Below are 13,467 nucleotides of genomic sequence, written 5' to 3'. Positions count from 1 at the left end.
GCGTCTTGAGTGAAGGCCTGCTCTGCACCACGGGCTACACAGAAATCGATGAGCTGGTTCTCTGAAAAGGACGTCTCTGATTCAAACTTGGGAAGTTTAACAGCGACTTCTTCAACGGATGCATTGGCTATCTTGCTGGCTGCATCGTCTACTTCTCCCAGGATAAACACAGCGTTTATTCCGCCATTCATGGGAAGGACAACAAACTTTCCGTTATCATCTTCATAGTATTTAAATTTGTCCTGCTGGTTCATGAAGTCTTTTTTTACAGTGTCACCGGAAACAGTCTTGAAATCGCCTTCTTCTGTAGCAAGTTCATAGAAATCATTTTCCCAGGCAGTGCGCAGGTACAGGGTGCTTACAAGAACTAAATCTGCATAGGATAGGTCGTTACTGATGGACGGGATGAGACCATTGGTGTTTTCATTGATCCAGTTATTTACTGTATCTGTAATCTTTTCCTCGGAAACATTATCAGCGGTTGCTCCAAAGGTATCTTTCACATATTTAATGTATTTCTTGGAAAGCTCACCACTGGACTTAGTATTTCTCCAAATGGAGTTTTCAAGGTCAAAAGCACCATCGGGCTCCTTGGCATCATCATCGTAGTAATCCCTGTATTCTTTAAACTCTTCCTTGGCGGATTTCAGCCATTCGTTATAGGAATCTACTGAGGAAGATACGTTTTTATACCATGCGGTAAGCTCATCCATGGAATTAAAGCCCATTGCTTTAAGGAGTTCATCTTTAGTTTCATTATCAGCGCCTGAAACAGCAAGTGCCAATGCCGCCCTGAAAGAAGTTGGGGATATCATGTAGTTTTTGTCTTCAAAACCATATTTCTCGATAAAATCGATTAGAGAGCTGTTAAAGTCCATGTTGATATCTGCCTCCGGGATTTCAGAAACAGGTGTGACTGCTGCATTTGCTGTACTTCCGTCTGGAATAGTGGTTTCATCGCCAATAGGATTAGTTGGCGAAATGCCTTGTGATTCTGCATTACCGCATCCCACAACCACATTTGTTACAACTAATAATGATAGTATAGCTGATATTATTCTCTTTTTCATAATGTCCTCCATTGATATTACTGCTTCTTAAATATTCTCCAGATTCCTTCGTTAGGATCGGCGAGTACAACTATAGCCTCCTCATTCAGAACGAAGAATTTTGTTTCCGATGATCTGTCAAAGTTCTGCTGACCGTTTTCAGATGGCTCGCCATCAGTGTAGGATGAAACCTGGAGCAGGTTATCGTCTAAAACTTCCCCAATATAATCTTCACCGGAGTCTTTATAAACAGCTCCATCGTACATGACCATTGCCGGATAGTCTGAATCTGAGGATTCTGTTGCCAGAGACTCTTCTGTAGCAATTGCTTCACTTTCTTCTGAATTTCCAATGCCATCTGTTTCTGCACTTCCTTCAGGGACACCGCTTGTTAACATAGGAGAGCCTTCAGCTGCATCTGGGATTTCTCCCTCCGTCTCTTCAGGAATGGCACCTAATGTTGTGATTTCTTCCGTCTCATTAATAGACTCGTATGTTGTGTCTATATGGTTGTTTCTGATAACTATTCCAGCTACAACCAGAAGCAAAAGACCTGCAGCAGCAAAATAGTAGCTTTGGATTTTGGCTATCTTTTTATGTTTTAAAACGGTTCTATCAGCACTTTTTATGAATTTGGGGTCAATGCCGCCGATGGCATCTAATAAATCATGTTCGTTCATACATTGAATCCTCCATCTGCGAGGTGTTTCCTTAGCTTCTCCCTCATCCTGAAAAGAGTGGTCTTTACTTTACTCTGTGGGAGAGAGTATTTTGCGCATATCTCAGCTACAGAATCAAAGTACCAGTACCTTCTGACAAAAATGTTCTGTTGTTCCTCTGAACAGGATTCCAGGAATTTGTTTATGGTCTCTGAAAGCTCTTTTGCATCAAATTCCTGTGAAACATCAGCAGTCCCGGGGACACATTCTTGCATTTCATCAGTAAGCTCACAGTACATTGCAGATCTCTTTTGCCTGCCCTCATGACGAAGCCTGTCTATAGCCAGATGCCTGACAATCTTTCCTACAAACGCAAAAAGATAAGTCCTCGGTTCGTTTGGAGGTATCAGGTTCCAGGTCTGGAGGTATGCATCATTTTCGCATTCTTCTGCTGTATCAATGTCTGATAACACATTTTGGGCTATCCGCTTTAGTTTGCTTCCGTATTTCTGAGATGTCTGCGATATGGCTGATTCATCTCTTGATAAGTAGAGCTCTACAATCTGTGAGTCATCCATGAAGATGATCCTCTCTTTCTTTTTTAGGCCTTCACTCTATATAGCGACATTAATGATAGCATGGTTACACATTTGGGAAAAATATTTCAAAAAATTCGTTGAAGAGATAAGCAGAGTAATTGACATATGCATGACGATGCTTGTGCTTAAGCTTTTGTCGGAAAAAGACATGTACGGATATGAGATGATTGATACTCTCAGAAAGAAGTCCCAGAATGTATTTGAGCTATTCAGTTGTGATTGACAGCCTTATAGGAGAAATCAGATGGCTTATGAAAATAGGTTCAATATGTCAGAAAAATTGCCGTTTGACAGTATAATTTACTGTTAAATGGCTCTTTTTCTGTTATAGTAAAAATATGTTTTTGTTGGAGGGCAATTATGGAATTTGGGGAAATTTCTATTAAGGATAAACTTGGCAGAACTGTAATACTGAGAAATGCAAGGCCGGAAGATTCAGCGGCTCTTATAGAGTATCTGAGAACAACTAGTGCCGAGACTCCTTATCTGATCAGAGAACCTGAAGAAATCACAATTACAGAGGAACAAGAGAATAAGTTCATTCAGGCTAAGATAGATGCAGAGCGTGAGCTTATGCTTGTTGCCTTTATTGATGGTAAGCATATCGGTAATTGCTCCCTTATGAGCATTGCACCATATAAGAGGTACAGCCACAGGTGTGATGTTGCAATTGCTCTATACAAAGAATTCTGTGGATGCGGTATAGGGAAAGCTATGCTTCAGACTGTACTTGATGTTGCGAAGAACATAGGCTATGAGCAGGCAGAGCTTGAAGTTATGGCAGAGAATAAGGATGCCATTGCTATGTATGAGAAGTTGGGATTTGAGAAGTTTGGTACATTTCCTGATAACATGAAATATGCTGATGGCGCCTATATGGATGCATATTGGATGATGAAGAAACTGTGAAAAAAGGAAAATAGAGCAATGAAAAAGGCAGTAAGTAAGATTCTTGCTGGGATAGGAATTACGATAGTGGCGATTCCGGTTCTTCTTATAGCGCTATTTGTTGTAATAGAGATAGTTGGATATATTGCTAATCATGCAACAACTGATAAGCAAACAAAAGAACTGACGGCATATATAGAGAAGTCAATAGAAGATGCCACTATTGTTGACGCACATTCTTTTACCGGAAATACTTCTGGAACAGGTAACCATGTCGAGTGTGAGTCCAAGGTCACATTCAATTCAGCTATGGCTGAAGATGAAGTGGACCGCATATTTGATGCAAAATACAAGTATCGTGAACTAGAAAATGAAGATGGAAGTTATATCATAACAGTGTATGGTGATGCGCCTTTTCCAGACAACATTGAAGGACATTAAAAATATAACTTTCAGTTTAAAATTACTATCTAAGGAGAAAAAATGGCAAAAAGACGATCTGTTGATCCTAAATACTCTATGTGTGTTCAGCCTTCTTTTATTATTGGCACGAATAACGAGGATGGTTCTGCAAACTTTGCTCCTATCACCTGGGCAAGTGCAACGCATGAAGATGGTGACCAATATTTATTTGTTATAAGTATGGCAGGAACTAAGATGACTAAGAAAAACGTTCTAAGAACCGGAGTTTTTAGTGCAAACCTTGTCAGCATAGATATGCTGCCGCTTATGGATTATTTTGGCTCTAAACATGCCAAAGATGGCGCTAAGAATGATATTTCCTATGAGGTTGTGAGGGGAGAGGTGTTGGATGTTCCTGTATTGAATGAAAGCCGATGGGTGTATGAATGCGAGGTTGCAAGAACTGTCGAGACTGGAGATTCAACTACTTTCTTTTGTCATATCCGCAATATACAGATGGATGAAAGACTTGAATGTGAAGATATATTTGACATTGATCTTACGGTACTGGATCCAGTCATCTATTCAGGAAGATATCATAGTCTTGGTAAAATGCTAGGAAAAATCGGAGATTTTGCAAAATAACAGATAAATATATTTCCGTTTTTTGAAGAGAAGAACTTTTGGGGGACGTGTAATGAATAAGACCTTTATCGAGGTGAAACTCTTTCAGGTAAAGCCCGATAAACTCGAGCAATTTGAAGAAATGATTGAGGAAATAGGTGGTTGAAGATGGTTACATATTATGATGACGGAACTATAAGAATTAGAAGCATGATTCCTGAAGATGCCAAAATCCTTTATGATACATATTTTTCGTATGGTTGGCATCCTTCCTTAGCTACATACGAAAAGTATTATAAAGAACAGGAGGATGGTAAAAGATTTGTTTTTATCGCAGAGTATGATGGCAGAGTCTCCGGGCAATGTACTCTGGTTCTGAATCCTATAGAAGGTCCTTGGGGGAATCAAGGCTATCCTGAAATAGAAGATCTGACAGTTTTCTTTGATGTTCATAATAAAGGTATCGGAAATAGGCTTTTGGATGCTGTCGAGAAAGAAGCGTCAAAAGTTTCCAATAAAGTATACTTGGCAGTTGGAGTTCATTCAGGATATGGACCAGCTCAGAGGATGTATGTAAAAAGAGGCTACAATTTTGATGGCAGCGGAGTTTGGTATAAAGGGAAACAATTAGAACAGTATGCACCCTGCGTCAATGATGATGACCTTTTACTTTATATGGCTAAAGATGTTTAAAATTTCAGTTAAAACTGACTAAGAAAAACGGAGCTTGTAGGGAAAAGTATGATTTTTAAAGTTGCGATTTTACAGTCTCGCGCAGAGAATGCGAATATAAAGAGAAATATTGATACCATAATCTGCTCTATTAAGGAAGCATCTAAAAATGGTGCAGACATTTTGCTACTTCCGGAGTGCTTTATAACAGGCTATGAGCTTCCGATGACATATGAAAAAAGCATATCCTGTGAAGACGAAGTTATCGTGAAAGTATGTGAAGCGGCCAAAGCGCTTAGTATCGGTGTTGTACTGACATCATTTACAAAAGGCAAAGAACAACCTCAAAATACGGCATTTGTAATCAATAAGGCTGGGGAAATACTGATGAAGTATTCAAAGGTACATACTTGTGATTTTGCAGATGAAAAAGATGTCGAGGCAGGAACCGAGTTTAAGGTTTGTGATTTTGATGGTATAAAAATTGGCATAATGATTTGCTATGACAGGGAATACCCTGAGAGCGCGAGAATGCTTATGCTAAAAGGGGCAGAGATTATTCTTGTGCCTAATGACTGTGGCTCGATGAAACCACGCATTCAAGCATTGTCTACCAGAGCATATGAAAATATGGTTGGGATAGCAATGGCAAATGCGAATGGACAAAATGCAGGTTGTTCCTGTGCATACAGTCCTATTTGTTGGGATAAAAACGGAATATGCGTTGATAATACAATTGTGCTCGCTGATGATGTGACAGAAGGGTTGTACTATGCTGACTTTGATATGAATGCAATAAGAGAATATAGAAGTTCTGAAATGATGGGTAATACTTTCAGAAAAGTAAGTGCATATGAAGGATTATTAGATCCTACAATTTCAGCCCCATTTATAAGAACAGGACAAGAATAGATTTGCAGACAAATTCACGTTTGTCGGGATGATGTGATAGCGTGTTATCTTTCAGTAAAACGGACTATGAAAGAAAGATTGGGGAATTTATAATGACAAAAATATATAAGAAAAGTGAGATTACTTTTGCAATCCTGTGGATTGTTGCTTATGTTGTTCTGAGCAGTTTGGCAGATCAGTTTTCAGAGAACATTGGCATTACAAAATCTATAACAGCTGTGCTTCACATAGCAATGTCTTTGATTTTGTTTTTCTGGATTCAAAAAAATAAACTTGGTGAAAAATACGGGTTTTGTAGATTATCTATTCCAGCAAAACGGTTTCTGTTTTATATACCGCTTATTATAATTGCATCGACAGCCTTTTGGGGCGGAATAAAATTGCAATATGACATATTGGAATCTCTGTTTTATTTCATCAGCATGCTCTGCGTAGGTTTTCTTGAAGAAGTTATTTTCCGTGGACTATTATTCAGGGCAATGGAGAAGGACAATCTTAAGAGTGCAATTATTGTTTCTGCGCTGACATTTGGCTTGGGACATATTGTGAATCTTTTCAACGGAAGTGGAAAAGATTTGATTTCGTCCATGATTCAAATTGTATTTGCCGTTCTGGTCGGATTTGTGCTGGTAATAATCTTTTATCATGGGAAGTCTATTGTACCATGTATTTTATTCCACTCTGCTAATAATGCGCTCAAAGTTTTTTCTGCAAATGGGATGAGTGATCCTCTGACAGAAAGGGTAATCAACTTAGTGTTGATTATTGCTGTTTTGGGAGGGTATCTATTCTATCTGGTTAAAGAATTTATTATTCCAAATAAATGTGGGGGCTAATGAAATGTACAGTTTTAGTACCAAGGGGATACATAGCAAGCGAATTAAAATAACAGCAAACGGAAGAAGGATTCCGCTGCTGATATTGAGACCCATAAATGAACCTTCAAATGCGCCGGGAGTTATGTGGATTCATGGTGGTGGATATATGACAGGAATGAAAGAGATGGCCTATATTGGACGGGCGGCGGATCTTGTGAGAAATCATGGCGCTGTAGTTATAGCTCCGGGGTATCATTTGTCGCTGTTTCATCCATATCCTACAGCTTTATATGATTGCTATGCCGCACTATTGTATATTAAAGACCATGCTAAAGAACTTGGAATAAACCCAGACCAGATAATGGTTGGGGGAGAGAGTGCGGGAGGTGGATTAACTGCAGCCATCTCAATGTTGGCAAGAGATAAGGGCGAAGTAAAAGTTGCTTTTCAGATGCCGCTATATCCAATGATAGACAATTATGATACAGATAGTTCTAAAAATAATCATTCCAAGGTATGGAATACAAAAAGAAATCATCAGGCATGGGCGGTATACTTGAGGAAAGATGCAAAGAAAGATGTATCTCCTTATGCCGCACCGGCAAGGCAAACAGATTATTCTAATCTTCCACCTGCGTATACATTTGTCTGTACAGCAGAGCCTTTTTATTGCGAAACTTTGAAGTATATTAATGATCTTAAGGCTGCAGGAGTGGAGGCTAAAGTCGATATTTACGAAGGGATGTATCATGCCTTTGACATGAATGAACCTAATAACCCGATAAGCAAAGAAGCTATAAAGAACTTTAATGAGGTGTTTGCTTATGCTAAGGAACACTATTTTGCTACACAGGAGCATTAGCTTACAGGATAATTTAGAAAAATTATACACGAAAAAATGAAATTGATGGAGAGAACTAATTGATAATAATACTTGAGATATTAAGAAAAATCTTTTGGCTGTATGTTTGGGTAACTGCAGTAAATATCATATTGTTCGGACTTCCGATTCCTAAGATAATCAGAAAGTGTAAGAAAAAGAAGTATCTGATAAGTGCTGAAAACAGTTTTGATTACCAACAGGCAAGCGATTGCAGCGGTTATTCTACTGCATATGTTTTCAGACATCTTGGAATTGATATCGACGGACCTTCTGTTTACAGGCAGATTCCAATAAAGCTATGGAAAGGCTCCGTTGCGGGTATGGGGATTATTCTATTATGCCTTAAATATAAAGTTAAATGCTTGCTTCGCATAGGTAATATCGAGGCTCTAGAGGATACTGTATGCAAGGGAATCCCTGTTGTGGTGCTCACCAGAACGGTGCCTGGATCAAGGTGGCTTCATTATATAACTGTGGTTGGCTTCGACGAGGAATACATATATAGTGCAGATTCGATGATTGAGCATAAAAATAGTGAGAATAGCCTATATAACCGAAGAATACCAATAGCTGATTTTAAGAAAATTTGGCAGACAAGTAAGATATACCAGCCACTGATGTTTAATCTGTTTTTTGAAATGAAAAGATGATTAGAGAAGTAGTAGCGCAAAAGGAGCAATAAGCATAGATGACATTAGAGAAAAATTTAATATGTGACAGAGTAACTATAAGGAATTATAGAACTGAAGATAAAGATTTTTGTACCAATATGTGGTTTGACCTGGAAAATGGAAAGTACTTAAGTGACCCCACAAGAGATTACGTTGATGAGGTATATCAGAGTGCTATTGATACTATGGAAGACAGTGAAGATGGATATTACCTTGTGATTGATGATAATGAAGATGGAAAGAGTATAGGAAACTGCTGTGCATTTCCTAATGAAGACAGAAACAATATCGACATAGGTTACTGCATAAACAAAAAGTACTGGCGAAAAGGATATGCCTCAGAGGCAGTAAAAAAGCTGATTGAGTGGGCAAGAGAACACGATATTAAAACTGTAACTGCAGAAGTAGCCAAGGAAAATGAGGCTTCTTGCGGATTATTAATAAAGCTTGGGTTCAAGGTAAAAGAAGAAACAAAGTACAGGAAGTATCATATGGATATAGAGTATGACAGTTACATTTTTGAGCTTGCAGTATGATTTGAAAAATATATTCCAGTAGAACTAAGTCGCTGCGCGACGGCCTGCCAAGGCTGTGGCGCAGCGTTTTCTTTACTCAAAAAGCAGTAGATAGTGACACCTTGATGATGTATGTTTAAGTTACCACACAAAAACCTACCATTACCAAAACCACTACTACTGCCATGAAAAGCGTATCATTTATTATTACTTCACACAAGCATTTTTATTCTGGACGTCCACCTCCGTGGTTAGGGTAACTATCAGATTACTACTAACTAAGGAGGCTTTTTATGTACGAAGAAATACTACAAAAAATTGAAAAGGAATGCGAAATTAGAAATCTTTCTCCAAGGACTTGCTTTATCTATAAGTTTCATACTACTAAGTTCCTGAAGTGGGCTGGAGAGAAGCCTGTTTCAGAGCTATCCCTTTATGATGTCCGTGATTACATTCTGGAACGCAGGGATGATGGTGCCACACCCGGTTACTGCAATTGTATGTGTTCTGCACTTTCATTCTTTTATAAGCATCTACTGCATATCCCTTGGGATCTGGATATAGTTCCACGTATGAAGGTTGACTGGACATTGCCACAAACTCTTTCCCTGGAACAGATAGAAAAGCTTATTGATACTGCTCAGAACATCAGAAATAAAGCCATAATCGCTCTTGTCTATTCTTCAGGATTGAGAGCAGGTGAAGTCGTAAGGCTTGCGCCTGGCGATATCTATATGAGCACAATGCAGGTACATATCCGCAATAGTAAAAACAGAGGTGATCATTGGACTATTCTTTCCGACAGGACACTTGAACTGCTTAAACAGTATTGGTATGCCTGCCCGGAGCCGCGTGATGTCCTGTTTGTTTCATTGAGAAAGCCTCATAGACCACTCAAAGTAGGCGGCGTTGAGGCAATGGTTAAGAGAGTTGGCAAAGACGCCGGAATCAAGCTGCATCCCCATGTCCTGCGCAATTCCTTTGCCACACATCTGATTGAGAATCATACTGACAGAGAGTATGTACAGGCTATGCTCGGACACAGATCTCCGAGTTCCACCCAGGTGTATATACATGTTTCGAATAAAGCAATCATGGGTGTTAAGAGTCCCTTGGATCATCCAAGGAAAAAGAAGGGCAAGAGAAAGAAGAAGGAAGACTGACATGGACAACATCACTATTCAGGATGTTTTTGAGCAGTTTATTCCTATGATTGCTGACAGGTCATTTTCAGATGAACAGTTCAACGCAATCAAGTGTATAAGATCCTGTCGTACAGCAGAGATGGGGGCCCACGTGAGTGAATGCAAATCCTGTCATGCTAAGTTTATACATTACAACTCATGCAAGAACAGGAATTGTCCTATGTGTCAGGCACTGGAAGTTGATGAGTGGATAGACTTAAGGCGTGAAGATGTACTGGATGCACCATACTTTCATACAGTATTTACAGTGCCAGGGCTTTTATATCCTTTGATCTATGCCAACCAGAAGCTTCTTTATGATGCACTTTACCATGCGGCTAATAAGACTCTGTCAGAACTTTCAAAAGATGCCAAGCATTTCGGAGCGAAAATAGGATATATCTGTATTCTACATACATGGGGATCCAAGCTTAATTATCATCCACATATTCATACGATAGTATTAGGGGGAGGCCTCGATGACAAGAACCATTGGAAAGACAAAGGAGATAAATTCTTTCTACCGGTAAAAGTCATGTCTGCTGTTTTTAAGAAATACTATCTGGAAGAATTGAAATACCTTCATGAATCAGAAAAACTGTCCTACTCAGAAGGTGCAGAAATACTGAGGAATCAGTATGAATTCAAGAGTCTTCTTGATAAGCTCTATGCTATGGATTGGGTCGTGTATTCCAAACGGACATTTAAAGGAGCACAGGAAGTCTTTAAATACCTTGGTAAATATACCCACAGAATTGCCATAAGCAACAGGCGTATTCTGAGCATGGATTCTGAGAATGTAACCTTCAGTGCCAAGGACTATCGGACAGACGGTAAATACAGACCTATGACAATCTCAGGAGAAAAGTTCGTATCACGCTTTCTGCTCCATATACTTCCTAAGGGATTTGTAAGGATACGTTACTATGGGCTTTTGGCCTGTAGATGTAAAGCTCAGAAAATGACTCTCTGTAGAAATCTACTCGGATGTGAGCAGTATCTATCCAAACTCAGAGGCAAGACAACTGCTGAAAAGATCAAGATTCTGTATAACCACGACATTTGTAAATGCTCCAAGTGTGGTGAACCTCTCATAACTTTTCGCATAGATGGCAGATATATGCTTTGTTAAATAACTGGATCTCATACCGCTAACCAAGCCTTTTTCACGAAGGCTTCTTTGTCGTGGAATGAAGACAGATACACGGGAAATAATGATGTAAAAACAGAGCTGTAGTGGTAAGATTTGATTAGATGGTTGCAGATTGAAATTCCACAGCAACCCGGACGCGACTTAGTTCAATTAGATAAAAATCGGTCTGAAGCCCAAACAAAAAGGACAGATTTTGGATATATGAAGTCTGTTTTTTTGTTTGGGCTTACACCGATTGTTTACGTATCAATTTTATTTACGATGGGGGTATTTTTATATGATAGTGATGAAAGAAATGGAAGCAATATTTGGAGAAAGTTCATATATCGATTTGTGGATGCAGCTTGTTCGAAAGGTTAGCTGGAATTTCCCCGGGCTCGAAACAGAAGAAAATTTAGAAGAACATAAGCAGACTGTATTGAAGTTTATGAACAAGCTGCAAGCTGTATGTGTCAAAGACAGTGAAACTATTGTGGGAGTTCTTCTGTTTTCACGTAATAGAAATATGATCTGTTGTCTTGCTGTGGATCCTGAATACAGGCAGCAAGGGTTGGCTTCAATCCTTCTGAGAAAAGCGCTTGCTGAATTAGATAGAAGTAGGGAAATCACGGTATCAACGTTTCGTGAAAATGATGAAAAAGGAATTGCTCCGAGAGCTTTGTATAAAAAATTCGGATTTCAAGAGGGCGAAATGACTGAGGAGTTTGGGTATCCCAATCAAGTATTTGTTTTACATCCTTAAATCTTTTTATATAATGCAGCAGGTTAGGAGTTATATATTTCATGAAAACTATCATTTTCACAATGGGAACTAGAGGAGATATCCAACCGTACATATATCTTGCAAGGGCTCTTAAGAAAAACGGACATGTTGTTAAACTCGGTTCTCATCCCTGTTGGAGAAAACTTATTGAAGAATCGGGTATTTCTTTTCTTCCCGTCGGACCTGATATTGATATAGAGATGGAAGCAGCTGTTATCAGAGGTAAAAGTTCAAATGCTGCCCTTAGCATGCTTAAGACAATGAATTTCATATTTAAGATCATTCAGAATTCAACGAATGAAATATATGAGGCATGCAAAGGAAATGATCTTATCATAGTAAGTCACAGTCAGATGGGAGCAGTAGAAGCAGAGGCCTTGAATATTCCTACAGTAAACGTGACTTTGCAGATTGAAATGATCCCCGAAAAGAAAAAGCCGCAGACATTTATTAATAAGCTTATCGGGGGCTTGATCGGTAAACAGATAAACAAGCCATATAACAAGATCAGAAAGGTTTATGGTCTTAAAGCGATGAGAGTCGGTGATTCCCTGATGTCTCAAAAACTCGACCTGATCCCCATAAGTAAATTTGTTGTGACAAGAAGCCCGTATTGGGAAGACCAGCATATTTTGACAGGCTATTGGTTTGAAGAAGAGGAGGTATATTCGCCAAGTGAGGAATTAACAGCCTTTCTTAAAAGTGGTGAAAAGCCTGTTCTGCTCGCACTCGGCGCAATGTCATTCGAAGATAAAGCAGAAACGGATAAACTGGATATGTTTGTCAAAGCATTTCAAAAGGCGGGATGCAGGGCAATCATACAAGGGTTTCAAAAATCACTTGAAGAGTATAAACTTCCGGAAACAATGATGTCTGTTGGGAGTGTTCCTCACAGCTGGCTCTTCAAACAGTGCAGCTTCGTGATTCATCACTGTGGTTTTGGAACATCTGCTGCAACCATGATCTATGGAATACCGTCTATACCGGTCTCTCATGTGCTGGACCAGATGGGATTTGCAATGCAGCTTAGAAATTTAAATGTGGCCACGGAACCATTGAAAGCAAAGGACCTGACTGAAGAAAATATCTATAATTCCATTGTTCAAATGCAAGATACGTATGATGAAAAAAGCAAAAATGCAATGGAAATATCTGATAAGATCAGGACTGAGGGTGGATTGTCTGAAACAGTACAATTAATTGAAAGTGTTATATGATTTATCTTACGGGATAATGAAATAAGCAAATCGCAGTTTATAGGAGGCTTGAAGTGGGTTATACAGATAACAAGGTAAAGGTTACAGTAGTAGAAAGTCATTGTCCAAAGTACAAAGTTGGAGATGTTATTCGTTTTATAGGCAGTGACCTTGATAAAGATAACAGTGATAATGTTTGCATGGTTGCAATGCAGGCAATATATCCTTTCATTTATGCTTTTAGAAGAGGGGGCAATTTAAAAAATGGACCTTATCAGTGTATTGATTGTGGAGAAACTGTAGTATTTAATATTGAAATTGAATCATAAAAATCGGCATTTGTGGGGGAATTATGGACAAGAATTTACTAGATTTTTTAATAACTGCTAAGAAGGCTACTTATGCAGGCAAAGGTGCTGAGACAACTTCATCAAGGATAAAATCGCATGATTTGATTTATGAAGATGGAGATTATATGT

General features: G+C 38.9%; 17 protein-coding genes and 1 pseudogene. 15 read left to right on the top strand and 3 right to left on the bottom strand.

Annotated features, from left to right (window positions below):
• From J6O61_RS09640 to J6O61_RS09630, 3 genes are all read right to left on the bottom strand, one after another.
• A partial coding sequence (locus tag J6O61_RS09640; RefSeq protein ID WP_292212419.1) for a serpin family protein occupies positions 1-1,070 on the bottom strand: 1,070 nt, incomplete at its 3' end.
• A gap of 17 nt (positions 1,071-1,087) precedes the next feature.
• On the bottom strand, positions 1,088-1,729 hold the full coding sequence (locus tag J6O61_RS09635; protein ID WP_292212416.1) for a hypothetical protein: 642 nt from the start codon (positions 1,727-1,729) through the stop codon (positions 1,088-1,090).
• Positions 1,726-2,286, bottom strand: coding sequence for an RNA polymerase sigma factor (locus tag J6O61_RS09630; RefSeq protein WP_292212413.1), 561 nt, complete (start codon positions 2,284-2,286; stop codon positions 1,726-1,728). The genes J6O61_RS09635 and J6O61_RS09630 overlap by 4 nt, the downstream gene beginning before the upstream one ends.
• A 130-nt stretch (positions 2,287-2,416) precedes the next feature.
• Between J6O61_RS09630 and J6O61_RS19600 the strand changes: the two are divergent.
• The 15 genes and pseudogenes from J6O61_RS19600 to J6O61_RS09555 form a co-directional block, all read left to right on the top strand.
• Positions 2,417-2,515: pseudogene (locus J6O61_RS19600) on the top strand (PadR family transcriptional regulator); the annotation flags it as partial.
• 152 nt (positions 2,516-2,667) lie between these two features.
• Positions 2,668-3,216: a GNAT family N-acetyltransferase gene (locus tag J6O61_RS09620; protein ID WP_292212411.1), complete on the top strand. Its 549-nt coding sequence runs from the start codon at positions 2,668-2,670 to the stop codon at positions 3,214-3,216.
• A gap of 18 nt (positions 3,217-3,234) precedes the next feature.
• Entirely contained in the window at positions 3,235-3,636 is a 402-nt protein-coding gene (locus tag J6O61_RS09615) for a hypothetical protein (RefSeq protein ID WP_292212408.1), read from the top strand.
• A gap of 42 nt (positions 3,637-3,678) precedes the next feature.
• The gene (locus J6O61_RS09610) at positions 3,679-4,242 is read left to right on the top strand and encodes a flavin reductase family protein (RefSeq protein ID WP_292212405.1); all 564 of its coding nucleotides are present in this window, start codon (positions 3,679-3,681) and stop codon (positions 4,240-4,242) included.
• Between the two features lie 147 nt (positions 4,243-4,389).
• The gene (locus J6O61_RS09605; RefSeq protein ID WP_292212402.1) at positions 4,390-4,914 is read left to right on the top strand and encodes a GNAT family N-acetyltransferase; all 525 of its coding nucleotides are present in this window, start codon (positions 4,390-4,392) and stop codon (positions 4,912-4,914) included.
• A gap of 48 nt (positions 4,915-4,962) precedes the next feature.
• Entirely contained in the window at positions 4,963-5,805 is an 843-nt protein-coding gene (locus J6O61_RS09600) for a carbon-nitrogen hydrolase family protein (protein ID WP_292212399.1), read from the top strand.
• 92 nt (positions 5,806-5,897) lie between these two features.
• On the top strand, positions 5,898-6,641 hold the full coding sequence (locus J6O61_RS09595; protein ID WP_292212398.1) for a CPBP family intramembrane glutamic endopeptidase: 744 nt from the start codon (positions 5,898-5,900) through the stop codon (positions 6,639-6,641).
• Positions 6,642-6,645: 4 nt separating this feature from the next.
• The gene (locus J6O61_RS09590) at positions 6,646-7,485 is read left to right on the top strand and encodes an alpha/beta hydrolase (RefSeq protein ID WP_292212395.1); all 840 of its coding nucleotides are present in this window, start codon (positions 6,646-6,648) and stop codon (positions 7,483-7,485) included.
• A gap of 59 nt (positions 7,486-7,544) precedes the next feature.
• Complete coding sequence (locus J6O61_RS09585) at positions 7,545-8,156, top strand: C39 family peptidase (RefSeq protein WP_292212393.1); 612 nt, start codon at positions 7,545-7,547, stop codon at positions 8,154-8,156.
• Between the two features lie 38 nt (positions 8,157-8,194).
• On the top strand, positions 8,195-8,713 hold the full coding sequence (locus J6O61_RS09580; protein WP_292212390.1) for a GNAT family N-acetyltransferase: 519 nt from the start codon (positions 8,195-8,197) through the stop codon (positions 8,711-8,713).
• 272 nt (positions 8,714-8,985) lie between these two features.
• Positions 8,986-9,855, top strand: coding sequence for a tyrosine-type recombinase/integrase (locus J6O61_RS09575; protein ID WP_292212387.1), 870 nt, complete (start codon positions 8,986-8,988; stop codon positions 9,853-9,855).
• Position 9,856: 1 nt separating this feature from the next.
• Complete coding sequence (locus J6O61_RS09570) at positions 9,857-11,008, top strand: IS91 family transposase (RefSeq protein WP_292212385.1); 1,152 nt, start codon at positions 9,857-9,859, stop codon at positions 11,006-11,008.
• Between the two features lie 307 nt (positions 11,009-11,315).
• Positions 11,316-11,771, top strand: a complete 456-nt coding sequence (locus tag J6O61_RS09565; protein WP_292212383.1) for a GNAT family N-acetyltransferase — start codon at positions 11,316-11,318, stop codon at positions 11,769-11,771.
• 41 nt (positions 11,772-11,812) lie between these two features.
• Entirely contained in the window at positions 11,813-13,009 is a 1,197-nt protein-coding gene (locus J6O61_RS09560) for a glycosyltransferase (RefSeq protein WP_292212380.1), read from the top strand.
• A 53-nt stretch (positions 13,010-13,062) separates the two neighbouring features.
• Complete coding sequence (locus J6O61_RS09555; RefSeq protein ID WP_022758760.1) at positions 13,063-13,317, top strand: TIGR04076 family protein; 255 nt, start codon at positions 13,063-13,065, stop codon at positions 13,315-13,317.
• Positions 13,318-13,467 lie beyond the last annotated feature (150 nt).

It is taken from the genome of Butyrivibrio sp. (assembly GCF_017635265.1).
Lineage (GTDB): Bacteria > Bacillota > Clostridia > Lachnospirales > Lachnospiraceae > Butyrivibrio.
This window is presented reverse-complemented; position numbering and strand designations above follow the sequence as displayed.

Bases quoted from the DNA above. Each gene is read 5' to 3' on its own strand.
- J6O61_RS09620 (WP_292212411.1), top strand. From the start codon at position 2,668: ATGGAATTTGGGGAAATTTCTATTAAGGATAAACTTGGCAGAACTGTA.
- J6O61_RS09615 (WP_292212408.1), top strand. From the start codon at position 3,235: ATGAAAAAGGCAGTAAGTAAGATTCTTGCTGGGATAGGAATTACGATA.
- J6O61_RS09600 (WP_292212399.1), top strand. From the start codon at position 4,963: ATGATTTTTAAAGTTGCGATTTTACAGTCTCGCGCAGAGAATGCGAAT.
- J6O61_RS09635 (WP_292212416.1), bottom strand. From the start codon at position 1,729: ATGAACGAACATGATTTATTAGATGCCATCGGCGGCATTGACCCCAAA.
- J6O61_RS09630 (WP_292212413.1), bottom strand. From the start codon at position 2,286: ATGGATGACTCACAGATTGTAGAGCTCTACTTATCAAGAGATGAATCA.
- J6O61_RS09565 (WP_292212383.1), top strand. From the start codon at position 11,316: ATGAAAGAAATGGAAGCAATATTTGGAGAAAGTTCATATATCGATTTG.
- J6O61_RS09575 (WP_292212387.1), top strand. From the start codon at position 8,986: ATGTACGAAGAAATACTACAAAAAATTGAAAAGGAATGCGAAATTAGA.
- J6O61_RS09610 (WP_292212405.1), top strand. From the start codon at position 3,679: ATGGCAAAAAGACGATCTGTTGATCCTAAATACTCTATGTGTGTTCAG.
- J6O61_RS09570 (WP_292212385.1), top strand. From the start codon at position 9,857: ATGGACAACATCACTATTCAGGATGTTTTTGAGCAGTTTATTCCTATG.
- J6O61_RS09595 (WP_292212398.1), top strand. From the start codon at position 5,898: ATGACAAAAATATATAAGAAAAGTGAGATTACTTTTGCAATCCTGTGG.
- J6O61_RS09590 (WP_292212395.1), top strand. From the start codon at position 6,646: ATGTACAGTTTTAGTACCAAGGGGATACATAGCAAGCGAATTAAAATA.
- J6O61_RS09560 (WP_292212380.1), top strand. From the start codon at position 11,813: ATGAAAACTATCATTTTCACAATGGGAACTAGAGGAGATATCCAACCG.
- J6O61_RS09605 (WP_292212402.1), top strand. From the start codon at position 4,390: ATGGTTACATATTATGATGACGGAACTATAAGAATTAGAAGCATGATT.
- J6O61_RS09580 (WP_292212390.1), top strand. From the start codon at position 8,195: ATGACATTAGAGAAAAATTTAATATGTGACAGAGTAACTATAAGGAAT.